Origin of the sequence: Streptomyces sp. TLI_105 (assembly GCF_900105415.1) — a bacterium.
Lineage (GTDB): Bacteria > Actinomycetota > Actinomycetes > Streptomycetales > Streptomycetaceae > Streptomyces.
Genome location: NZ_FNSM01000001.1, coordinates 130,316 through 153,167, shown reverse-complemented (window position 1 = coordinate 153,167; position 22,852 = coordinate 130,316). Strand labels below are relative to the sequence as shown.

Below are 22,852 nucleotides of genomic sequence, written 5' to 3'. Positions count from 1 at the left end.
CCGCGTGCGCAACAGACGGATCGTCACCCTCCTGGGCACGGCGGCGCTGGCCGGCGCCATCGGGCTGCTGCCCCTGGCCCCCGTGCAGGCCACCACCGGGCCGGACGCTGCCCCACCGGCACCGTCGGCCGCATCGGCCTTCCAGAAGGTCACGCTCAACGACCGGCCGGGCGAGCCCATGGCCCTCGCCGTCCTGCCCGACCTGCGCGTCCTGCACACCGCGCGCACCGGCGAGATCCGCGTCCACGACCCGAAGAGCGGCGTGAACTTCCTCGCCGCCGACATGAAGAAGAGCCCCGCCGGGCTCTACCAGCACGACGAGGAGGGCGTCCAGGGCATCGCCGTCGACCCCGACTTCGCCAGGAACCGCTGGGTCTACCTCTACTACTCGCCCCGCCTCACCACTCCCATGGACGACCCGGCCACCCCGGGCGTCAACGAGGGCGACGCCCCGCAGACCGGCACGCCCGCCGACTTCACCCCGTACAAGGGCTACACCCGGCTCTCCCGGTTCAAGCTCACGGGGAACAAGCTGGACTACGGCTCCGAGCAGAAGATCATCGACATCCCCGCCGACCGCGGCATCTGCTGCCACGTCGGCGGCAAGATCGACTTCGACCACCGGGGCAACCTGTTCCTGTCGACCGGTGACGACTCCAACCCCTTCTCCTCCGACGGCTACGCCCCGATCGACGACCGCCCCGACCGCAACCCCGTCTACGACGCCCGCCGCACCTCGGGCAACACCGACGACCTGCGCGGCAAGGTGCTCCGCATCAAGGTCAAGCGCCACGGCGGCTACGTGATCCCCGACGGCAACCTCTTCGCGCCCGGCACACCGAAGACCCGCCCCGAGATCTACGCCATGGGTCTGCGCAACCCCTTCCGCTTCGGGGTGGACAAGCGGACCGGTGAGGTCTACGTCGGCGACTACTCGCCCGACGCCCGCACCGCCCGCCCGGACCGGGGCCCCGCCGGGCAAGGCCGCTGGATGGTCATCGACCGCCCCGCCAACTACGGCTGGCCGTTCTGCGTGACCCGCGACCAGCCGTACCAGGACTACGACTTCGCCACCCAGAAGTCCACCGGCGCCTTCGACTGCTCCGCTCCGGTCAACGACTCGCGCCACAACACCGGCCTGACCGAGCTGCCGCCGGTCACGGACGCCGAGATCGTCTACGGCTACGAAGCCTCCGCGGAGTTCCCGCAGCTCGGCACGGGCGGCATCGGCCCCATGGGCGGCCCGGCCTACCGGTACGACAAGCACAACACCGCCGAGAACCGCTGGCCCGCCTCCTTCGACGGCAAGCCGCTCTTCTACGAGTGGACCCGCGACCAGATGAAGACCCTCACCCTCGGCAAGCGCAACGAGGTGCTCGCGATCGAGGACGCCGTTCCCACGATCCGGACGGACGGACCGATCGACGCCGAGTTCGGCCCCGACGGCGCGCTCTACGTCCTGGAGTACGGCACCGGCTACTTCGCGGAACTGCCCGAGGCCCAGCTCTCCCGCATCGACTACATCCGAGGCAACCACACGCCGGAACCCAAGGCCGCCGCGGACGTGGTCAACGGCGTCAATCCGCTGACGGTACGCTTCTCCGCCGCCGGCACGAAGGACGCCGACGGGGACGCGCTCCGCTACGCGTGGGACTTCGACGCCGACGGCACCGTGGACTCCACCCAGGCCGACCCCACACACACGTTCACGGCGAACGGCGTCTTCGAAGCCACCCTGAAGGTCACCGACAGCACCGGGCGCTCGGCCTCCACCGCCGTCCAGGTCGTCGTCGGCAACAAGGCGCCGGTCGTCTCCCTCACCACCGATCCCGCTCCGCACGGGGGCACCGCGTTCCACTGGGGCGACACGGTCACCTGGAAGGTCGACATCACCGACGACCAGCCGGTCGACTGCTCGAAGGTCACCGTCTCGTTCATCCTCGGCCACGACTCACACGGGCACCCGCTGTCGTCGAGCACCGGCTGCTCGGGCTCGTTCCGGACGTTCGTGGACGGCGGCCACGCCGGCACGGACAACCTGAAGGCCGTCTTCAACGCCTCGTACAAGGACACACCCCCGGCGGGACTGCCGTCCCTTTCGGGTAGCGCGGAGGTGGCTCTGACACCGGCCGACTGACACGCACCACGTCTGTGCGGGGCCCTCGGGGCGGGTTCGCCGCCCCGAGGGCCCCACACGTGTGACGACGGGCGCCGCACAGACGTGGTGCGTCACAGGCCCCGTCACAGGCCCAGGTCGAGGGCCACACACGAGGAGAAGTTCCAGGCGTTCTCGGGGTTGTACCGAACTTGATGGAGTGATGTCGGGGCCGGCCGCCTGGCAGGAGTCGCGGGCCTGTGGGTGTTGCCGAGCAGTCCGGCGGGAGAGGATCCTCCCGTGAACCAGCCCCTGCCGCAGTCGCCGAGACCCGAGTTCGTCTTGACCAGGGCCCAGATGCCTTCCTGCGGGTGGAGGCCCGGCGCGTACGAAGGAAGCCGGAAGACGGTCAGCCAGTCGGCGTTCGCCTCGATGAACGCTCTCATCTGCGACATCAGGTGAGCGCGCAGGTTGTCCCAGACCAGGACGATCGGGCCGCCGAGCTGGATGCGCGCCCTCGTGATCAGGTCGCGGTAGTCGCGCCAGGCGAGACCCTTCGGCTCACTTCTGCGACCCCGGTAGACGCGGAAGCCGTAGAACAGCCGTGACCTCCTGCCCTGCTTGAAGCAGCTCATCCCGGCCATCGAAATACGACCGGATCCCCGGACACGGACACGGACGACGGGCGTGTGGCCGATCCGTCCCCAGGCCCTGGCACGCGGCGGTCTCATGGACTGTCCGGCCTCGTCCTCGAAGGCGACCCAGGCTCCACGGGCCGCCGCGGCGCTTTTACCTGCGGCCAGACCTCCTCCTTCCACAGCTCGACCGCCGAATCGTCGCGCTCGATCGCCCGGCGTGCCGGCTGGTGCCACGACCACCCGTGCCGCTTCAGCAGTCGCCAGGTTCCCTCCACCGTGGAGGAGAAGGGGAACAACCGACCGATCAACGTCTTCACCCGCGACAGCATCCACCGTTGATCAGCCCAGCCCAGCCCAGCCATGCGCCAGCGGCCCGCGTTCCGACTCGCGCTCCCGCTTGGCCCTTTGCGTATCGCTCAGCCTCGGCCGACCCGGCGACCCCTTCGAGCACACCCCGGGCGCTCCAGCTTCCCGCCACTGCTGACGCCACCGTTCCACCGACCGCTCGGACACCCGCAGCGCAGTTGAGATCTCCCGGTTCTTCTCCCCGCCCTCGTAGCATTCCACGGCCCGCAGCCGGATTCGCTCCCGCGCGGCCCTCCCGGCGTCGGTCAACCCGCCACCCTGCGCGTATCTCACGGTCCAGGGCTACGGAAACGGACCAGGAGCTGTCAGACGACCGGTCCCGACATCACCCGATCAAGTTCAGTAGCCGTGTGGCCGTCGGGATCGACGCCGGTTCCGAGGAACCTGCGCGGGCTTCCCGGTTCTGGGCGACGGTTTCCCAGCGTGCCTCGAAATTCTTCAAGGTCGGGGAGGGGACACCCGGCAGTTCGTCGAGAAGGTCGGCGTGAGGCGTGGACGTCGGGACCGGTGCCCGGTGCGGCGGTTGGTCACGTGATCACCCTCCGGGCATAGCCCCGGGGGTATACGTACGGCCCGCACCGTTGACTGGTGCGGGCCGTACGCGTGTCGCCGCTCTCGCGGTCGGGGGAGGCCGCAGGGCGGACGGTCGGAGCGGTCCCATTCGCTCATTCCCCGCCTGCCCTCGATTCCCCCAGCCACACACCCCTCAGTTCCCGGTCGGGAAGGGCCTCGCCGCCGGACAGCCCCTCGTGGTGTCCGCGGCCGGCTGCACCAGAAGGTGCTCGAGCTCCTGGACAGTCACGGCCTGGTCGATCTGTCCCGGGCGGTCCTCGACTCCGCCCAGGTGAGAGCGAAAAGGGGGGGCGAACTTGCAGGTCCGAGCCCCGTGGACAGGGGCAGGCCGGGTTCCGAGATGCACGTTCTGTCCGACGACCTCACCATGGAGGACGCCCTCTAAAGGGCCAGGTCGTCGGAGCGGGAGGGGGGGATCCCGTGGCCCGCTTCGCAGGTCGCTACCCAGCAGCCACGACCGGGCCGGCTGTGACCTGAGGAGCGTTGGGGAGCAGCGGCGCGAGGTTGTCCCTTACGAAGTCCGCCGCTTGCTTGATCGACTCTTCGGCCCCGGACCGGTCTTCGAAGACGCTGGTGGAGACCATCACTCCGTCCCCGGCGTCCACCCAGTAGTAAGCCACGAAACCGGGGACTCGGCGGAGGAGGGGCACGAATCCCTCGTCCACTCGGCGTCCTGCCTCGGTAGAGTCGGTGACTCCTTCGTAGCGCCGGATCACTGCGTACATGGCTGATCTCCTCATGGATCCCAAAGTGGCCTTGAGCGAAACGACATACCCCCACCGAGCGTCTCTCGCTCGGTTCACGTCCGGAAGTAACCTGGAGAGACGCACCGGCGATCCGAACCGGGCAGCAGCTGTGGCCGGGGCCTCGGCGAACCGGGACTTGACGGAAGTCCGGTCAGAGCGGCTGTCAAGAATCCCCGTCGACGGCAGGTCGGCCGGCTGATGCCTCTGCCGTAAACCACTCCTTTTCTACTCGCAGTGGAACGGGTGTATGGCGGATCAGGACACGAGCATCAAAACGACCAAGGATGTGCGTGACCGGTTGCGGACGCTGGTCCGTGAGCGCGGCACGACGATGAACGACCTCCTCGAGGAGCTGGTGACGCGGGAGCTCACGCAGCAGGAACGTGAGGAACGGGCACGGCCGGCTCTGGAAGAGATCCGCCAGACGACCGGAGTGACGGTGACGGTGACGGTGACGGACGAGGCGCGGGGGAGGGCCCAGAGGTTTCTTCAGGAGCTGCAGCGCGAGGACCGCGCCGCGTGATCCATGTACTGCTCGATCACACCTGTGTGCAGGCGCTGGCCGAGGGGGCCGAGTTCCTCAACGGCCTGTACGTCGAGGCCGGCTCCGGGCGTGCCGAACTGGTGGTGCCCGCGCTGTCGGCCGCGGCCGCGGAACGAGAGAAACAGGGGACCGGCCGGCATGTCCTGCAGCGCCGATTCATCACCGTGGAGGACTTCACTCACGATCCTGCCCTGATGGGCGCCGCCTGGGCGCACATGGACTGGCGGATCCTGCACCCGGCTGCATCAGTGATCCTGGCCGAACGCGCCGGCATCAACGCCACGCTCCTCTCGCTCAACCCGCACGAGTACATCGGCACCGGGGTCAACACCCTCAACCCCCAAGAACGACGTCGGGCCTTTTCGGCAGGACCGATGCTCCCGAGGCGCCCCTAGCCCCTCCCCCCGGGGGCCGGTCGGGAGCGTCCCTCCGGAGACGTGCTTCTGCCACGCCTCCCTCTTCGTGAGCGAGCAGCGGCTGGAGTCCGAGTACTGCTGCGCCCGCGGCCACCTCTCGCTAGAGGCAGTCCCAGTCAGGCACGGATGAAGCGAGCACTTGCGAGGTGAGGCGTTCCCGTACGCCGGGATTGGACCAGTCGGGTTGATCCGGTCGGACCCATGTCGCAGGGGCCCGGCCCGGTGCCCCGCCCCGCCTACGGTGGTGTTCCTCGGCCGCTGCGGAGGTGGGCGCTGAATGGATCCGATCGTGATGGCCGCGGGAACGGCGGTGGTGTCCGCCATGGCCACCAGCGCGTGGGCGGAGGCGCGGGACGCGGTCGTCGCGCTGTGGCGCCGAGGACACCCGGAACGGGCCGAACAGGTCGGCGCGGACCTCGAAGCGGTGCGGGACGACGTGCTGGAGGCGCGCCGGACGGGCGACCACGCGGCCGAGGAGGCGCTGGCCGGTATCTGGCGGACCGAACTGCAACGGCTGGTCCGCGCAGACCCGTCGCTGGCGGCCGACGTACGGCGGCTGCTGGAGGAGCGGCTCGCCCCGGCACTGCCCCGGGAGGAGCGGACGCGGATCGAGAAGCTGGTGATGAAGGCCGAGGCGTCCGGGCACGCACGCGTGTACCAGGCGGGACGGGACCAGCACATCACCGGCCATGACTGATCCCCCGGAGATGAGCGGTTCCCAGGACGGAGAGCCGGGCCTTCACGCCTGGGGCGCCGATCGCAGCCGGATCTTCCAGGCGGCCCGGGACCAGTACGTCGCCGAGCGGGACCTGCACGTGCACTACGAGGACGGTGTACGTCGGACCCGGCGGACCGTCCGGAGCGCGCCGGACGGCGGGCAGTGCCCGTACCCGGGACTCGCGGCCTTCGGCACCGAACAGGCGCGCTGGTTCTTCGGCCGGGACCGGCCGACCGCACAGCTGCTGATCCAGGTCGACCGGCGCCTGTTCACCGGCGGACCCCTCGTGGTGTCGGCCCCCTCCGGGGCCGGCAAGTCCTCCCTCCTGCGAGCCGGCCTGCTGCCGGCGATCCGGCGGGGTGCCCTGCCCGTCGCGGGCTCCGCCGACTGGCCCCAGGTGCTGATCACCCCCACCGCACAGCCGATGGCCGCACTGGCCGCGGGCCTGGAGGAGAGCGCGGGGCTGAGCCTGCGGGAGGCCGAGGCCGCCGCGAGCTCCGCGGCGGGATCGACACGGCTCCGCGCGGCGCTGAGCGGGGCCGGTACGGGGGAGGGGCGGCTGGTGGTGGTCGTCGACCAGCTGGAGGAGCTCTTCACCCTGGGCGCCGGCGAGCGGGAGCAGTACGCCTTCCTCGACCTGCTCGCCGCACTGGCGGAGGTCGGGCCCGGCGGACAGGGCCCCGACGCCGTGGTCGTGTACGGGCTGCGCTCCGACTTCTACACCCCCTGCGCCGGTTTCCCCCAGCTGCGCGACGCCCTGCGACACGGCCAGCTGCTGCTCGGGCCGATGACGCGGGACGAACTGCGGGAGGCGATCCGGTTTCCGGCCCGGGACGTGGGCCTGGAGGTGGAACCCGGCCTCGTCGAGCTTCTGCTGCGCGATCTGGGGGCCGACGCGTACGGCGCGGACGCGGCGGAGAGCGCCGCCCTCCAGGGAGACCCGGAGGAGGAAACCGACCGGCCCGAGTCGACCGGGGCGACCGGGACGACGGAGCTGTCCGATGCCTCCGAGGCCGGCGCCTACGAGATCGGGCGGCTGCCGTATCTGGCCCACGCCCTGCGCGCCACGTGGCAGCAGCGGCACGGCCACACCCTGACCGTCGACGGCTACCGGGCCACCGGCGGCATCCACCAGGCCATCGCGACCACCGCCGAACAGCTCTTCGGATCCCTGGACACCGAGGAGCAGCAGGCCGCCCGCACACTCTTCCTGCGCCTGGTGAGGGTCGGCGAGGGGACCCAGGACACCCGCCGCCGGCTGCCCCGCACCGCCCTGGAGGACATCGGCGCCGACCCCGGCACCGTCACCGCGGTCGTCGACGCCTACACCCGAGGGCGTCTGCTGACCCAGCGGCAGGACACCGTGGAGATCGCGCACGAGGCCCTGCTGCGCGCCTGGCCCCGCCTGCGCCGGTGGATCGACGCGGACCGGACCGGCCTGCTGATCCGGCAGCAACTCGAACAGGCCGCCGCCGACTGGGCAGGCGCCGACCGCGATCCCGGCCTGCTCTACCGCGGCATCCGCCTGCAGGCGGCCCGCGACTGGGCCGACCGTTCGGGCAACGCCGACCGCCCGAGCCCCGCCGCGGCCGCGTTCCTGACCGCGTCCACTCGCGGTGCGCGTCGTTCCGCGCGCGCCCGGCACATGGTGATCGCCGGTCTGACGGCGCTGGTCGTCATCACCTCTGCGGCCGCCGTCGTCGCCCTGCAGCAGCGTTCCACCGCCCAGGACCAGCAGCGGGTCGCCACCGTACGGCAGCTCCTCGCCCAGGCCGACGCGGCCCTGGAGACCGACCCCCGCACCGCGCTGCGCCTCGGCATCGCCGCCCACCGGCTCCATCCCGACGCGGAGACTTACGCGGCGCTGGAGAGGACGCTCACCACGACGGCGTACACCGGCCGCCTCATCGGTCTGAACAGCGAGGTGAACTCGGTCGCGTACGCCCCCGGCGGCCGCTACCTCGCGGCCGCCTTCGCACAGGGCGGCGTGATGATCTGGGACGTGCAGGACCCGATGCGCCCCCACCAGTTGGGGGAACGTCTCACCATTCCGGGAGCCGACGGCGCCTCCGCGGTGGCGTTCTCGGCGGACGACCGCAGGCTGGTGGCGGCCGACCACGGCGGAGCCGCCGCGATCTGGGACCTGGCCGACCCACGGCATCCCCGCCGGACCGGTGCCGTGCCGGCCGCTGACAGTGAAAGGAAGACGAACGCGTGGCTGTCACCGGACGGCACCGTGCTCGTCCGGTCGAGCGAGGCGGCACCAGGGCTTCAGCTGTGGGACCTGACCGATCCAGCTCGGCCCCACCCGTCCGGAGCGCCGGTCGACGACCGCGCCGCACCGGTCGAGAGGGTCGCCTTCTCCCGGGACGGCACGGTGATGGCCACGGCCGCCCGGAACACCAAGGAGCACCCGGTGACCCTCTGGAACATCCGACGGCGCCAGGCCCCCCGGCCGCTCGGCCGGCTCGCTCCCGCCCTGCCCGACTCCGTCTTCTCCCTCGCGTTGTCCGCCGACGGCAGGACACTGGCGCTCTCCGGAGCCATCTCCGGCATCAGCATGTGGAACGTCGGCGATCCGGCCCGTCCGCGTCCGGCCGGCGACTTCACGCGGTTCCTGCTCGACGGCAGGGCGGTCTTCGCACCCCGGGGAGCCACCCTGGCCACCATCGGAAGCCGGGACACCGGGCTGCAGCTGTGGGACGTCCGCGACATCGACCGCCCGTACCGGATCGACAGACTGACGGCCGGCCGGGACGACAGTGCCATGGCCTTCGCACCCGACGGCCGAGGAGCCGCGAGCGGGAGCGGCGACGGCGTGATCACGCTGTGGAACCTCGAACGCGCCGGTCACCCGCGGGCCTTCGGCCCTCCGTTCGTCCACTCCGCCGGGAATTCCCCGACCGGGTCCGGGTTCCGGTTCATCGACACCCTGGCCCTGTCGGCGGACGGCACGATGCTTGCGACCGGCGCCCGGGACGGCGACGTCGCCCTGTGGGAGACCACCGACCCGGCCCGCCCCCGCAGGCTCGCCGCCCTCACCGGGCACACCGGCCGTGAGGTGCGCGCCGTCGCCTTCGCCCCCGACGGCCGGACGCTGGCCACGGCGGACTTCGAGGGGACCGTCGTCCTGTGGGACCTGACCGATCGCGCCCGGCCCCGCCGTCTGGCGCCCTCGTTCACCGGCTCGGCATCCGGCCTCACGTCCCTGGTGTTCTCGGCCGACGGGAGAACCCTCGTGGTGAGCGGTTCAGGGGGCGCGACCTTCTGGGACCTGCGGGACACGGGCAGGCCGCGCCGCCGGGCGAAGGCGCTCGGCCAGTGGAGCGTGCTCAACGTCTGGCGGGTCCGCGACGGCCGAGTCCTGGCCCTCGTGGCAGGGTCGGGGGCCCGGTCAGCGACGCGCAGCCCCCTCCCCGAACCGACCGTCGTCGTCTCGGACAGCGAAGGCGTGTTCCTGCAGGCCGCCTCGGAGGATCCGAGCGCCACCGACCCGTTCAGCGATTCGAGTGCCACCGACATGTTCGGCGACCCGGGCGATCCGAACGGCGCCCGGCTGTGGGACGTCACCGATCCCAGCCACCCGCGTCAGCTGGGGCAGGCGCTCCTGGGCCACGAGCAGGCGGTGGGCGGGGCGGTGATGTCCCCGGCGGGAGATCTCCTGGTCACCAGCGACCTGAAGGGGACCGCCATCCTCTGGGACCTCAAGGAGCCCACTCACGCCCGGCGCCTGGGCGATCCGCTCACTCCGCCCGCAGGCGACCACGTTCTCGCCATGGCCCTCACCCCTTCCGCCGACATCATGGCGACTGCCGGAGCCGACGGAAACGTCCTCCTGTGGGACCTCGGCGACCGGGCCCGGCCCCGGCAGCTCGGAACGGCTCTGGCGAAGAACCTGGACGGCGCCCAAGAGGTCGCGTTCTCCACCGACGGAAAGCTCCTCGCGACCGCCGGCAGCCGCGGCGACGTCGTCCTCTGGGACCTGAGACCCACCCACGACCTGCGCGACCACCTCGACCGGACGGCCTGTCTGGTCGCCGACGGCGGGCTGGAGCCCGACGAATGGGCCCGCTATCTGTCCTCCCCCGGTTACCGGAACACCTGTCCCGACTGACGGCCCGTCGCGGGGACGCCCGCAGGTCGCCGAGCGGACCCCGGGACGTCGGTGCGGTGTGGAGGGGATGGACGCATGACAGCGCGACGCACGACCGGATCCGTCGGAGCGAGCGGCTTCCTCGCCCATGTCCTCGTCGGCGGCACGACCGAGGTGGAGGAGGAGGTCCGCAAGGCCGCCGCCGAGATCGTGCCCCGCTTCCGGCAGCTCGGGGACGCCGGCGTCGTCGAGAAGAACGGGCCGCACGGCCTCGTCACTGTCGCCGGCTGAGCCGCCGAGGCGCACTTCACCGGCTTCCTGACCGCGCTGTTGCCCAGCTCCGTCGTGGTCGGGGAGGAGGCTGTGCACGCCGACCCCGCCGTGTACGAGGCCTTCAAGGGCGACGCCCCGGTGTGGATCGATGACGCCGTCGACGGCACTCGCCGGTCATGCGCTGGGTGAACGCGGTCATCGGCTGCGGAGTCAACGGGTGTGGTGCCACGCTGAATTGGAAGGAAAAGTGGGGGTTCGTGCGGGGTGGCAGGCGGCAGATTCAGACGGCGGTACTGGGCGGCGCGGACTCGGAGGAGCCGCTGATGCTGCCGCTGGAAGCGATCGAGCTGGACGCCTTCAGCCGACGGCACGAGCACGACACGCTCTGGTGCGGGCTGCTGCTGGGAGGATGCGGTCTGCAGCTGACCACCGAGCTGTACACCGACCGGGTCTGCCACTTCGCCCACCACCCCGGCCCCGACGGGCACCCGCACCTCTGCGGTCGACGTTCCCGCGCCGTGGCCGGCGCCGACCACCTGTACGGGAAGTCCGCGGCCGACGCCTGGCTGCGCACCCGTGGCACGCAGGCCGGGTTCGAGTTCCACTCAGCCGGAGGGGGCGCCGATCGGGTCGGTCGTCGGCATTCAGTTCGAGCGCAGGATGCTGCGTGTGCACCTGGACCGGGAGGTGGCGCCGGTGTGGGACGCGGAGCACGAGCCGGTGCTCGGGGTGTCCGTCCCGGTGGATCGCGACACGCTGATCCGCCGCTGGTACGTCCACCGGACTGGCCCGCGTCAACGCGACCGCCGCGCACGACCGTACTGCGGAGGAGGGGCGGATCGCGGGTGCCGCTGCCGACTTCGCTGCCGCGCTGGCCCGAGCGCAGGAGGCGGCGGACGCAGAGCGGGCCCTGGAACGGGCAGGAGAAGAGAGGGAGGAGCTGACCGCGCGGGCCGCCTTGAGACAGTGCGCCGGGTCCTGAGAGATCTGCGACGCCGTCCGCGGCGCCACATGTCGAAAGCGACTCTGCACAGCCAGGTGCAGCTTCTCGTCGAAGAGGAGGCCAAGGCGGGCAAGTACGTCACCGAGTCCCAGCGGCAGGAGATCGACCGGGTAAAGCGTGCAGAACGTGCGCAGTCCGGCTCGCCTGCCCTGGCGGCTCCTGCGCGACCTGCGGGCCGTGCTGGAGGCGTGGGCCGTAGGGGTGGCGCCCACCCTGGAGCCGCAGAGTTGAACACGTTCAATAGCCCTGGCAAGGTATCTCTCCACGGCCGCTCCTACTCGGTTGGCCGATACGGGCTGAGGGCGGGAGGTCCTGGTGGCGGGCGGAAGCAGACGGCGTGCGTGGGGGGCCTCGGTGGCTTGATGGCGGTTTTGGCTCCTCTGACGGCATGCGCCGGCCCCTATCAGTACTACAAGGGAACAGGGCTCCACGACGCCACGGCGGCCGAAGTCGCCGGGGGCTGGGAAAACGTCGAGGGGACCCATGTGGTACTTCGTAAAGATGGAACGGCCCTTCTCGAAAAACTTGACGGACAGGACTTCGACTTCGAGGACGGCTGGCGCCTCTCCGGTACGGGAACCTGGCAACTGACCGACGACGACGGCGGACGGGTCGTCCGACTCGCGCTGACGGCCCGGGCACGAGTCGAGAAGCGCTTTCCCGTGCCTGTGGCCGACCCCTCGGCTCCGGAGCCCCCGTCGACATGCTCGTGGTTCTTCCACGTGGACCGCGATCAGCACGATGGGCTGGTGCTGTTCTTCAGGTACGGCGATCCGGACATCGGGAACATGTATGTGATGACGCGCGAGACAGGGGCATAGCCATTCGTTGATCGCTGCTCCACGTAGACCGCTGAGACGGAGGCCGATCGGGTACATCCCTGCCGGATGGCCGGTGCTCCCGCCTTCGGCGAGTGGGTCCGTTTCCGGTGGGAACGGCGCAGAGCAGTCCGGACAGCGGGAGGGCGGCTGGAGGATCTGTGGGCCGCGGAGGTGCGGTTCGCCCCGCAGCCGTCAACCGGGGTTCCGTGACCTCATTCGTTCTGGTGGTCTCCGGCCGACGGCCGCCGCCAGGGGCTGGGCCGATGCCAGACTCGCGACCGTGCCCCCTCTTCCCTCTGCCGAGGCCCCCGCCGGGACAGGCTCGACGACGGCCGACACCGGCAGGGCCCGCTTCCCGCTCATATGGTGGGTGCTGGCCCCGCGCACGACGTGGCAAGCGCGGCGCTTGGTTGCCGACTTCGGCGAGGGGATGGACGCGAAGACTGCGTGGGCGATGGCCCGCCTGGCCCGTCATCGCGACGAGCACGGCTATGCCATGGCCTGCCTGAACGGTGAACGCCGCTCTGTCGGCTGAGGGCAGCCCATGTTCAGGCGCGGCCTTCCGGCTCGAGTTCGGCTGCCCGGTTTACGAGCGGGGTGGGTGCTCCGCGCCCGGCGGGATGTACTTCCAGGCCGCCGTCGGCGTTCAGCACCGGACGGCGGCCCGGGTAGGTACGGCGTGCGGTTTCCAGGTCACGCTCGTCGAAGTCGCCGGTGAAGACGAGCACGCCGTGAATGAGTTCCACCTTCTGCGTGGCGGTGGGCCGGCGTGTGAGGAGGGCTTCCACGGTCATGGGGGCTCTCGTTCCCCGGGTCGAGGGGCGCCATCGCGTCCTCGACCGTGCCGGCCACGCGGCCTTCGCTCGGGCCGCACATAGCTGCATGCCGATAATCGTGCAGCGGGGAGCCGCGCTGCGTCGCGATACTGAGCTGGTGAGCGACGCCACAGCTGAGCACGAAGCGAATACTGAAGAGTTGGGGCGAAGGGTCTACCTCGGTCTGCGCGAGGACAACCTCGACCCGCAGGACGTCGTCGCCCTCGCCTGCGAACTACTCGACCGGTTCCAGTACACCGATGCCATCCTGGAGGTCGTCGAGCGGAATCCGGCCGACGTGTCACCGGCGGAAATGACCGCTCTGGCCCGGCGCATTCTGGACGACGCGGGCTTCGATCCCGGCTTCGACCTCGCCCCCGAGCGTTTGGAGACGTTGCGCGCCGCGCTGCGGACCATAGCTCGCGACCTGCCCACGCGGGGGATCCAGGGCGAACCGGAGATCGAGGTCCTGGAGGACTGGTTCCCGGTGGGAGCCGGTGTCCGCCTTGCCGACGGCGAACGACTCGACTGGGGCGGCCACATCCTGCCAAACATGTGCGACGACCCGACCACGGCACTGACCAGCCTGGCGATCCTGATCCAGGAGAGCCTCCTCGAACGGACCCGGCAGGTCTGGCCGGTGTGCCCTCGACATGACCTCGGTGTCCACGGCTCGGAGCGAGAGGGCACGGCCGTATGGTGGTGCGTGGGCGAGGGCGGACACATGCTCGCGCCGGTCGGCGAACTGTCACGCGCTGGCCAGCGTCGTCGTGAGTAGGGTCGGCGGTGGGCACGGAAGTCCCCTCCACAGGGAACTTCACGCTCGGACGGTTGGAAGCCCGCACCTCGACGCCTACTTCTGCTTCCATCTCACCGCCCGCCAAGAGGGTGTTGATCAAGAAGAGCCTGCGAAGTCGTTGCCGGGTTCCCTTCACTCGCCACGGCTGCTTCTTCCTGCGATGTCGGGCCCACCACCGCGCCGTTGGCCCCTTCCTCCGCAGTCCCACCTACAGACTTCGCCGACTGAGCTGACAGTCCGCCCGTCCGCCCTGGACAGTACGAGGAAACCTGTTCCTGCCCAGGGCGTGGGCCGCGGGCGGGTCCAGCGGCCCGCGATCGGTCCAGCGGGGTATCACACGAGGTTGATGGTCAATTCGAAGTCATCGCCTCTGTGCCAGCCCGAGGAGTAGACCGGGCTGGGGCGGCCCGTGTTCGACCAGGCGTAGAAGTGCTCCCAGGTGACCTTGTCGCCGTACCAGTGGTTGTAGTCCGTCCTCGCATATGCCTGGACGGACTTGCCGTCCGTCTTGGTGTCCCAGAGCTGCAGGTCGCCCTTGACCTGCTGCTTGCCGTCCTCGGTCTTCCTGCACTCCCTGTACGTGGCGCGACCTCCGGTGATGGTGATCGTCTTCCAGGCGGAGCACGGGGCGGCCGCCCTGCTGGTCGGCCGCCCCGAGGGCGTCGCGGTGGCGGCCGGGGCGGTGATCAGGCCGGTCACCAGGGCCAGGCCGGCAAGGGTGAAGGCAATGCGCTGTCGTGACATCCAGTTGCATCCTCTCCGTCGCATGAGGGACGAGCCCGGTTCGGAGTGGCTCGTCCATCGACGCGCCCCACCGTGCCCGACCCTGCGGTCCGTAACGCTCCAATCGGGGCAACATCACTCTTTTGGGGACCGATCGCCTGCGAGGTCGGCGGAACACCAGACGATCGGATCCGATGCCACCGCGATCGAGCACGACCCGATGCTGGAGCGTCCGGGCTGCCAGGCGGCGCGCAGCGGAAGCTTCACGCCACCCGCCGGGGGGGAATATGCCGCCGTTTGACTGCGCGGGGTGAGTCGTCTCGGCATCGTGGTGATGGACATCCGATGGATTCGCGCCGGTGCGTGCGATGCAGGGAGGCGAGCTCGATGGGCTGGGAGAGGGAGGGGCTCGAGTCGCGCGAGGGTGTGGTGGGGGTACTGCCGGTCGACGGCAGTGAGCCGGGGCCGGTCTTCTTCGACCTGGGCGGCGGTGGCCACTTTCAGGAGTCGATCGACTGGTGGGCGTACGACGGTACGATGCGCCGGCCGACGGTCGTAGACGTGAAGCCTTTCGTCGGTTGAGCGAACCCACCGTGGGCTTCACGTTCGGTTTGACTTGGTGTTCGGCTTGGCGCCGTCCCCCCTTCAGCCGGGCCGGTAAAAACGGAGTCTCTTGTGCGACTGCCGTGTCGGTGGAGAACGGGGAGCCGGGGATCCTCAAACGGCACGGCAACAATGCAGGTCAGCATCGTGGCTCCCGTCAATTGCGCTGCGACAGGACACCTGGGCGGAGCTTGCACCTTCATGGTCCGCGAGAAGGAGCGCAACGTCGCCGCCGGCCGCCGGGTCGTGGCGCCGTCCTGCCCGAACGTGCAGGGAGGGCGACCCCGGCCATGGGGCCGCCCTCCCTGTTTGGGATGCTGATTACGGCTTGCGTCCGCACCACGCCACGAGGCGGTCGATGGCCGGCGCGTCCGCGTCGACGTCCACTGCGGCCCCGAACGGCGCACCGTCACGCGGCCCGGCGGGCAGCCCGCGCCTCATGGCGGCGTACGAGATCGCCACGAGTTCGGGGTCCCAGTCCGGGAGTTGGCCGGTCGCGGTGGCCACGTCCCAGGTGTGAACGGTGAATTCCGAGGTCCAGACGGCTGCGGCGGCAGCACCCGGAAGGCTGCCGAACGGCAGTGTCAGTGTCCGGCCCAGGATCGCGGGATCCGCCCACGCCGCCTCGACTTCACGCACCGCGGCGTCCCACGCCTCTTGCCATTCGGTGTCCGTGAGGTCGTCGGCGACCGTGGGGAGACTCGTCACGTCGCCGCCGCGCCCGGCGAGGGCGATCCGGCGCAGGACGGCGACGAGGTGCCCGGCCAGCCGCCGGACGGTGAATTCGGTGCAGGGCGTGGGCCCGTCGAACTGCTCGGGCCGGACTGCGGCGACGGTACGCCCGGCCAGCGCGATCGCCTTCAGCAGGCCCTGGCGAGGGTCGTCGGTGGCGTCAGGGGTGACAGTGGACCGTGGGGTGTTCTCGGTGTGCGTCATGGCCTCATCCTGGAAGCCGAACAGGTCATCTCCTGGCCACTTTCCGGAAGAGAATGGTCGCTATGAGAGCCGATCGCCTGGTGGCAACCCTGCTGTTCCTCCAAACGCGCACCCGTGTGACCGTGGCCGAGGTCGCCGCCGAACTGGAAGTGTCGCCACGGACCGCACGCCGCGACCTGGAGGCCCTGTCCACTGCGGGCATCCCCGTCTACTCGCAGCGTGGCCGCGGCGGCGGCTGGTCGCTGGTCGGCGGCGCCCGTACGGACCTCACCGGGCTGACCGCCGAGGAGATCCGGGCGCTGTTCCTGATCGCTGGCCCCTCGTCCACCACGCCCGAACTCCGTACGGCACTGCGCAAGTTGGTGCGTGCGCTGCCCGCACCGCTGCGTTCGGGCGCCGAGGCCGCGTCGCGGGCCGGCCTCACCGACGGCACGGACTGGTCGCGCGCCGACGTCACGGCCACCGGGCCGCACCTCGACGCGCTCCGGCGGGCCGTGGTGGACGGGATCCAGGTGCGGCTCGGGTATGCCGGGCCCGGCAAGCCCGTCGGTGTGCGAACCGTCCATCCGCTCGGGCTCGTGGCCAAGGCGGGTCGCGACTACCTCGTCGCCGAGACGGAGCAGGGCTTGCGGACCTTCCGGCTCAGCCGGGTCGCCTCGGTCGAGGCAACCGGCGAGCCCGTCGTACGGCCACCCAGCTTCGACCTTCCCACCGTCTGGCGTTCGTTCGCCGCGCGCTTGGAGGAGCGGCTGTACGCGGCGACGGTTCGGGCCCGGGCCGAGCCGGGTGCCATGGCGATCCTGGAGCGGCTGTTCGACGGACGCCTGCACGTCGGTCCGGTACTCCCCGACGGGTGGACGGAGATACGGGTCGACGGGCCCACGCCGGAGGTCGTCGCGACACAGCTGGCCGGGCTGGGGGCACGCGTCGAGGTGCTGGACCCGCCGGAGGCAAGGGAACGACTCGCACGTCTGGCGGTTGAGCTGGCCGGTGTGTACGGACCGCCGGGCTCTTTCTGAGCAAAAGGCAGCGCGCCGGCCCTACGGGTGACCTCCGACACTTCCACAGACAGGCTGACCACCACCCGGCCAACAGCCGACAACGTCATAACCTCCTGGCACCCCTTGCCCCGTCCCAGGCTCCGCCCCGCACGAAGAAGAACATCGCCTACCTCGACGCACAGAACCGGCACGAGGACGCCGAGGCCAACGTCCCGGCGGCGGAACAGGCACTCGACCGGGCCTGGGCCGACCGGGCGGAACAAGGAGATCGAGGGCTACCAGCTCGACTGGTTCAACGACGATCCGTCCTCCACCAGCTGGAACTGGTACGCCGACGCCAACCAGCGCGACATGATGTGGATGGCCAGGGACCGCGGGGCCGACATTTTCGAGCTGTTCTCCAACTCGCCCATGTGGTGGATGCTGCGGAACGACGATCCGCGCGGCTACGACGCGGGGTGGACCAGCAACCTTCAAAACGGCGACTACGGGCGCCACGCGGCCTACCTTGCCACCATCGCCCGGTACGCCCACGACCACTGGGGCATCGACTTCCGCTCGGTGCAGCCGGTGAACGAGCCGGCCCTGCCGTGGACGCCGGAGATGGGCCGCGGCCAGGAGGGCTGCTTCTTTGATCCCGCCCAGCAGGCGCGACTCATCCGCGAGACCCGCGCCCAGCTCGACGCCCGTGGCCTGTCCTGGAGGGAAATCCCGGCCATGGACGAGAACGGCTACGACTACGCCCTGACCACCTGGAACCAGTTCGACTCCGACACCCGGCAGGCGGCTGGACGGATCAATGTCCACGCTTACCGCACTGAGACCCGCCGCGACCTGCTTTACGCCGCGGCTGAGGCGTCCGGGAAGCCGATCTGGATGTCCGAGTACACGGACGGCGACGCCAGCGGCATGACCATCGCCCGCACCATCGGCTACGACATGCGTTGGCTCCACCCCACAGCGTGGGTCTACTGGCAGATCGTCGACAACAACAACGGCGGTACGTATGGCCCCATCGAACTCGTCAACAACCAGCTCGGCCTCGTCAACACGAAGTACTACGTCCTGGCCCTGTACATGCGTCACATCCGGCCCGGCATGCGGATCGTCGACTCCGGGCACCCCGACGTCGTCGCCGCCTACGACCGCTCCTCACGCAAGCGGGTGATCGTGGCCGCCAACCACGGCGAAGGGCAGTACATCGGTTTCGACCTCTCGCGCTTCACCACCGTGGCGACCGACGGAGCTCTCGTGGACCGCTGGTACACGTCCACCGCCGGCACAGAGCGATACGTCTACCGCAACGACGACACAGCCCTGCACGGCAAGCGGTTCTGGTAATGGTTCGACGCCCAAAGTGTTCAGACTTTCGAAATCGGAGGCGTCGACCTCTGACTGATCGTTTCAAAATGAGTTGAGCTGCGGATCCAGCGCTCGGCGATCTTGGTCGGCAGGCTGTCCGGGTGTGTGCTGATCTTGTTCCTGACGCCCTGCGGGAGCGGTGGCCCTGCTGTTGCCGCCCGCTCCCGAGCGGCGACGCTGCTACCCCGGATGGCTGCGGGTCTCCGGCCGGGCGGCCCTCGCCGGCGTCCTGTACGTGCTGCGGACGGGTGTCACGTGGCGTGACGTCCCCGCAGAGACCGTGGGCTGCTCCGGGGTGACGGCCTGGCGCAGGCTGCGGGACTGGACCGAGGCCGGCGCCTGGCCACGCCTGCACGCCACCCTGCTGAGCGAGCTGCGCCACGCCGGCCTGCTGGGCCTGGACGACTGCTCCGTGGACGGATCGCACGTCCGGGCCCTCAAAGGGGGGATCATGTCGGACCCTCGCCCGTCGATCGGGCTCGCCCCGGTTCCAAACACCATCTGATCGTCGACCGACACAGAACCCCGCTCGCCGTCACCCTCACCGGCGGCAACCGGCACGACATCCCCCAGCTCCTGCCGCTACTGGACGCCACCGTCCATCCGGGGACTGCGGGGACGCCCCCGCCACAAGCCCCAACGTCTGTACGCCGGCCGGGGCCACGACTTCGACAAGTACCGCCGCGTGCTGTGGAAACGCGGCATCAAACCCCTGATCGCCTGACGCGGTGTCGCCCACGGCTCAGCACTGGGCTGCAGTGGCGTGAACTGCCCGAACGCGAGGCGGTGCGCCAGGTGAAGCCCTTGGCCGCTCCCGCGGCGGACTGACGACCAAAATCCACCTGGTTGCGGAGGGCCGCTGCCGCCCGCTGTCCCTGCTCGTCACCCCGGGACAACGGGCGGACTGCACCCAGTTCGAGCCGGTCACGGACAAGATCCGCGTTCCCCGCGCAGGGCTCGGGCGTCCCGCCGCACCCCGGACAGCGTGAGCGCCGACAAGGCGTACAGCAATGGCAAGATCCGCGTCTACCTCCGCAAGCGCGGTATCCGGCACGTGATCCCGGAGAAGAAGGACCACAAGGCCGCCCGCCTGCGCCGGGGGTCATGTGGCAAATGGCCCCCGGGCTTCAACAAGGACCGGTACAAAGATCGCAACACGGTGGAGCGGGCCATCGGAAAGCTCAAACGGTTCAGAGCCGTCGCCACCCGCTACGAGAAGCGCGGGTGCGTCTGTCTCGGCACCGTCACCGCTGCCCCCCTCCTCGTTCGGCTCCGATCGTGACCGGAGCCGAACGAGGAGGGCGGTTGGTCCCTCGGCAGGGATGGCCCGTCGGCTCAGGAATCAAGCACGGCAGCGATGGCTTCGATCTCTACGAGCTGGCCGTCATAGCCGAGCACGGTGACACCCATCAATGTGCTGGGCACGTCATGGTCACCGAACGCGTCCCGGACAACCTCCCACGCCGTCACCAGGTCCTCCCGCCGGTGAGAGGCAACGAGAACACGGGTGCTGATGACATCGTGCAGTGACGCGCCCGAGTCCGTCAGAGCGGTCCGCATGTTCTCCACAGCCCTGGCCGCCTGCCCCGCGACGTCCCCGATCGCCGCAGTGGAGCCATCCTCGTTCAGAGGTCATGCTCCGGCCAGGAAGATCAGTCGCGACTCGGCCGGGGCCGTGGCCGCGTACGCGTACTCCGCGACATCGGACAGGGAGGCAGAACGAATCAAGGTGACAGCACGCGGCACGGGCTTCCTTTCGCAGCAGTTCCGGGGCACTCAGGACCCCCTCAAAGGTCGACTCCGCGTTCGACATATTTTCCTGGCCCGTCGACTCCCGTGATGGGCCACTGCCGTCAGCCGCCCGATGGATCTCACGTGATCGAATAGACACCCCCAGTCCAAGCGGCTCCGCATCCGCTACGAACGACGCGCCGACCTCCACCAGGGCCTGCTCGAACCGGCCTGCGGCCTGATATGTCTGCGCCGGCCCCAGCGGACGGCCAAACGCTGTGTCAGTAGCGGAGACGAGCCTCAGACCCATTGATACGCACCATGCAGTTCTCGAAGAGCTGCAACGGAGGCTGCCGGCCGTCAACCGGAGCCAGTGTGGGCTCCAAGTCCTGCAACGGCTTGACCAGGGCGACGAACCTGGCCCCATCCGGATCCGGGCCTCTGAAGGCCGCCCAGGCCTCGAACAACGCCCTCACGCTCTCCCAGTCTGGTCCCGGGGTGAAACGCGCCAGGAAGAACGGCTGATCGCAGCCGTACTCACTGAGCTCACCGACCAGGACATCTCCCCGCAAGAGCCGCCACTGCGCCATCTGGCGCCCTGGATCCGCGGGAATGACATCTGGTTGGTACGCGAGGAACGGATCTCGCCGCGCGCTGAGGCTTCTGCTGGAAGAGGCCGCAACCCGGCTCCTGGGAATACGCAGCGACCCGGCCGCTCCCGGACTCCTGCCTCGCCTCGCTCTGCCCCTGACGGGTCACCGCGCGGTGGCCGCCCGGGACAGCACGATCCACTGCTCAGCCACAAGAAACGCCATGCGACGGCCTCGGTGATCAGTAATCGCATCCAGGGTGCGATCTGCCTCATTCGGATGGAATCTTCCCTCGTGCCGGGGAACGGTGCTGGTCACAGGGGGTGAAAGGGCCGCGTGGCTCGTTTCCCGGGCCTGGGAGGAAGGAGTTGATGGGATGTGAGCACCTCAAGCACCGCCCCGATTACTGCCCGCCGACTTTGCCGTCTCTGCCCCTGCTGTCGTACACGACTCGGGCGCGGACGCCGCACCCGGTGTCATAGTCATCGCCTCCTGCACCACCCTCGGCGCCGCTGTGGTGGTCCCTCTCGCGGGCGAGATCGACCACCACAGCGCCGCCCCGCTGCGGGCACTGCTGGCCTCCGCCGCAGACAACGGCCGCACCGGCCTTGTCCTGGACACCGCCCGGGTCACCTTCTGCGACTCCGGTTTCCTCGCGGTCCTCGACTGGTGGCACCGCCACGGACGCCGGCTCCGCCTCGTCAACTCTTCCCGGGCCGTGGGACATCTCCTGAACGCGGCCATCGCCACAGGACGGCGAGGGGTTCGGGCCGGGAGGCTGACGCCAGCGACCACGTCATGACCTTCATACTCCTGACCTGCGTCCCGATGCTCACGGCCGTTCTCCTCATCTGCGAAAAGCCCCGCGAACTCCGCCCCGCTCGCCTGCCCTGCCCACCCCCAGGGCGCTGAACCACTGTCGCCCAGCAGCGCCCCGCCGCGTAGCCGTGGCACGGGTGAGGGTGCTGGTATCGCCAACAGGCGCCAGCACCCTCACCGGCCCTGTCGGCCGCGTCGTATGCCGCTGATCCACATACCGGGCCATGAGTGAAAGGGTCTACCAGCGAGGACCGCTCCGGCCACGATGAGAAGCGAGTGGGGCGATGTCGGCAGTGGTGATGGACCAGGGCCGCCAGGCGGGCCGGCGCACCCGTCTGTCGCCGGGGCGCCGGGGCGCCGGGGCGCCGGGGTCTACCGGGGGAAGGAAGGCGCTGGCGGTCTTCCCGCCAGAGGCGCGCCGGGGGACTGTGGTCGCTGTGGCGAGGCGGTTGACCATGGGCCAGCCGAGCCCTCCGGTGCCCTCGTTCAGATCAGGGGTGCGCATGCGTGGCACGTGCGGGCTGTGGTCGTGCACGGCTACCTCGATGCGGTCCGGGTGCGCGGTCAGCTCCAGGGTGCAGGCGCCGCCGCCGTGGCGCAGGGCGTTGGTGACCGGCTCCGAAACCACCAGGACCACGGTCTCGGCGCCCTCGGGCGCGGGGGAGGGAAGAAGAGCCTTGAGGAAGTGCCAGGTGCTCTCGCGTGCGGCGGCGACGGACCCGGCAGAACCGTCGATGGCGACATCGACACTCCTCATGTCCATCAGATCCCCTGGCCGCCGGGTGACTCATACCCATTCCTCGCTGCCCGCCGCATCTGCCCTGGCATGCGGCGGTTGACGCTGAATGACCGCCCCACACTCCGCACGAGTCTCTGCCCGAGGTCGACTAGCTCACTGGCGGACACATGAAAATCTGCACTGGCCGCAGTAGACATTGCCGGGCGGTGTAGCTATATTTTCTCTCGTAGCTCAGAGAGACAGCAGGGCCTGGCAGAGACGAACTGCCGGCAAGCAGTACCCGCAGTACAAGCAGTACAAGCAGTTGCAGGACGGTACGGCGGTGGAGCCCCGAAGCCAGGGTTGTTGCAGGACGGCGACGGGACTGACGGCCGGACCGGGCGGCCCGCGGTGATCAGGGGCCGCCGCAGCGGGACCGCGGTCATGGCAGATGCGGCACCCGCAAGTG

Annotated in this window: 17 protein-coding genes and 7 pseudogenes; 16 read left to right on the top strand and 8 right to left on the bottom strand. The window is 70.0% G+C overall.

Features of this window, described 5'->3' with window-relative positions; translation table 11 throughout:
- The first annotated feature begins 4 nt into the window (after positions 1-4).
- Complete coding sequence (locus BLW86_RS00775) at positions 5-2,137, top strand: PQQ-dependent sugar dehydrogenase (RefSeq protein WP_093872205.1); 2,133 nt, start codon at positions 5-7, stop codon at positions 2,135-2,137.
- A 104-nt stretch (positions 2,138-2,241) separates the two neighbouring features.
- On the opposite strand, the gene BLW86_RS40700 is transcribed toward BLW86_RS00775, so the two are convergent.
- Both BLW86_RS40700 and BLW86_RS00765 read right to left on the bottom strand, forming a co-directional pair.
- The gene (locus BLW86_RS40700) at positions 2,242-2,826 is read right to left on the bottom strand and encodes a transposase (protein ID WP_256341145.1); all 585 of its coding nucleotides are present in this window, start codon (positions 2,824-2,826) and stop codon (positions 2,242-2,244) included.
- Positions 2,823-3,372, bottom strand: a pseudogene (locus BLW86_RS00765) (winged helix-turn-helix domain-containing protein). The gene BLW86_RS40700 and the pseudogene BLW86_RS00765 overlap by 4 nt, the downstream one beginning before the upstream one ends.
- Positions 3,373-3,850: 478 nt before the next feature.
- On the opposite strand from BLW86_RS00765, the pseudogene BLW86_RS42780 reads away from it, so the two are divergent.
- Positions 3,851-4,030, top strand: a pseudogene (locus BLW86_RS42780) (IS5/IS1182 family transposase); the annotation flags it as partial.
- Between the two features lie 82 nt (positions 4,031-4,112).
- On the opposite strand, the gene BLW86_RS00755 reads toward BLW86_RS42780, so the two are convergent.
- Positions 4,113-4,397 (bottom strand): antibiotic biosynthesis monooxygenase family protein, encoded by a 285-nt coding sequence (locus BLW86_RS00755; protein WP_093872202.1) that lies wholly within the window; start codon positions 4,395-4,397, stop codon positions 4,113-4,115.
- Between the two features lie 268 nt (positions 4,398-4,665).
- Here BLW86_RS00755 and BLW86_RS40695 point away from each other — a divergent pair, with 268 nt between their 5' ends.
- The 7 genes and pseudogenes from BLW86_RS40695 (at position 4,666) to BLW86_RS00715 (ending at position 12,821) form a co-directional block, all read left to right on the top strand.
- On the top strand, positions 4,666-4,941 hold the full coding sequence (locus tag BLW86_RS40695; RefSeq protein WP_107466025.1) for a hypothetical protein: 276 nt from the start codon (positions 4,666-4,668) through the stop codon (positions 4,939-4,941).
- Positions 4,938-5,357, top strand: a complete 420-nt coding sequence (locus tag BLW86_RS00745) for a PIN domain-containing protein (protein ID WP_093872201.1) — start codon at positions 4,938-4,940, stop codon at positions 5,355-5,357. Before BLW86_RS40695 ends, BLW86_RS00745 begins: the two co-directional genes overlap by 4 nt.
- 298 nt (positions 5,358-5,655) lie before the next feature.
- Positions 5,656-6,075 carry a hypothetical protein gene (locus tag BLW86_RS00740; RefSeq protein ID WP_093872200.1) on the top strand — a complete coding sequence of 140 codons (420 nt, stop codon included), beginning with the start codon at positions 5,656-5,658 and terminating at the stop codon, positions 6,073-6,075.
- Positions 6,068-10,210 (top strand): NACHT and WD repeat domain-containing protein, encoded by a 4,143-nt coding sequence (locus BLW86_RS00735; RefSeq protein ID WP_093872199.1) that lies wholly within the window; start codon positions 6,068-6,070, stop codon positions 10,208-10,210. Before BLW86_RS00740 ends, BLW86_RS00735 begins: the two co-directional genes overlap by 8 nt.
- Positions 10,211-10,285: 75 nt before the next feature.
- Positions 10,286-10,648 (top strand): annotated as a pseudogene (locus BLW86_RS00730) (inositol monophosphatase family protein); the annotation flags it as partial.
- Positions 10,649-11,827: 1,179 nt separating this feature from the next.
- A complete protein-coding gene (locus tag BLW86_RS00720; RefSeq protein ID WP_256341144.1) occupies positions 11,828-12,286 on the top strand; it encodes a hypothetical protein in 459 nt (152 codons plus the stop codon).
- Between the two features lie 370 nt (positions 12,287-12,656).
- The gene (locus BLW86_RS00715) at positions 12,657-12,821 is read left to right on the top strand and encodes a hypothetical protein (RefSeq protein ID WP_177181510.1); all 165 of its coding nucleotides are present in this window, start codon (positions 12,657-12,659) and stop codon (positions 12,819-12,821) included.
- Between the two features lie 13 nt (positions 12,822-12,834).
- Here BLW86_RS00715 and BLW86_RS00710 read toward each other — a convergent pair whose 3' ends face one another.
- Positions 12,835-13,080: a hypothetical protein gene (locus tag BLW86_RS00710; RefSeq protein ID WP_093872198.1), complete on the bottom strand. Its 246-nt coding sequence runs from the start codon at positions 13,078-13,080 to the stop codon at positions 12,835-12,837.
- Positions 13,081-13,219: 139 nt separating this feature from the next.
- Between BLW86_RS00710 and BLW86_RS00705 the strand changes: the two genes are divergently transcribed.
- Entirely contained in the window at positions 13,220-13,879 is a 660-nt protein-coding gene (locus BLW86_RS00705; protein ID WP_256341143.1) for a hypothetical protein, read from the top strand.
- A gap of 354 nt (positions 13,880-14,233) precedes the next feature.
- On the opposite strand, the gene BLW86_RS00700 is transcribed toward BLW86_RS00705, so the two are convergent.
- Complete coding sequence (locus BLW86_RS00700) at positions 14,234-14,644, bottom strand: hypothetical protein (protein ID WP_093872197.1); 411 nt, start codon at positions 14,642-14,644, stop codon at positions 14,234-14,236.
- Between the two features lie 366 nt (positions 14,645-15,010).
- Here BLW86_RS00700 and BLW86_RS00695 point away from each other — a divergent pair, with 366 nt between their 5' ends.
- Entirely contained in the window at positions 15,011-15,205 is a 195-nt protein-coding gene (locus tag BLW86_RS00695) for a hypothetical protein (RefSeq protein WP_093872196.1), read from the top strand.
- Between the two features lie 342 nt (positions 15,206-15,547).
- On the opposite strand, the gene BLW86_RS00690 is transcribed toward BLW86_RS00695, so the two are convergent.
- Complete coding sequence (locus BLW86_RS00690) at positions 15,548-16,162, bottom strand: TIGR03086 family metal-binding protein (RefSeq protein WP_093872195.1); 615 nt, start codon at positions 16,160-16,162, stop codon at positions 15,548-15,550.
- A 62-nt stretch (positions 16,163-16,224) separates the two neighbouring features.
- Here BLW86_RS00690 and BLW86_RS00685 point away from each other — a divergent pair, with 62 nt between their 5' ends.
- The 4 genes and pseudogenes from BLW86_RS00685 to BLW86_RS42775 form a co-directional block, all read left to right on the top strand.
- Positions 16,225-17,181: a helix-turn-helix transcriptional regulator gene (locus BLW86_RS00685; RefSeq protein WP_177181509.1), complete on the top strand. Its 957-nt coding sequence runs from the start codon at positions 16,225-16,227 to the stop codon at positions 17,179-17,181.
- A 27-nt stretch (positions 17,182-17,208) separates the two neighbouring features.
- On the top strand, positions 17,209-18,504 hold the full coding sequence (locus BLW86_RS00680; protein ID WP_256341142.1) for a glycoside hydrolase: 1,296 nt from the start codon (positions 17,209-17,211) through the stop codon (positions 18,502-18,504).
- A 122-nt stretch (positions 18,505-18,626) separates the two neighbouring features.
- Positions 18,627-19,246, top strand: a pseudogene (locus tag BLW86_RS00675) (IS5 family transposase); the annotation flags it as partial.
- A 70-nt stretch (positions 19,247-19,316) separates the two neighbouring features.
- Positions 19,317-19,807, top strand: a pseudogene (locus BLW86_RS42775) (IS5 family transposase); the annotation flags it as partial.
- 53 nt (positions 19,808-19,860) lie between these two features.
- Here the strand turns inward: BLW86_RS42775 and BLW86_RS00665 are convergent.
- Positions 19,861-20,271 (bottom strand): annotated as a pseudogene (locus tag BLW86_RS00665) (RidA family protein).
- 1,089 nt (positions 20,272-21,360) lie between these two features.
- Here BLW86_RS00665 and BLW86_RS00655 point away from each other — a divergent pair.
- The gene (locus BLW86_RS00655) at positions 21,361-21,648 is read left to right on the top strand and encodes an STAS domain-containing protein (protein ID WP_177181506.1); all 288 of its coding nucleotides are present in this window, start codon (positions 21,361-21,363) and stop codon (positions 21,646-21,648) included.
- Positions 21,649-22,047: 399 nt separating this feature from the next.
- Here BLW86_RS00655 and BLW86_RS00650 read toward each other — a convergent pair.
- Positions 22,048-22,428 (bottom strand): annotated as a pseudogene (locus BLW86_RS00650) (ATP-binding protein); the annotation flags it as partial.
- Between the last annotated feature and the right edge of the window lie 424 nt (positions 22,429-22,852).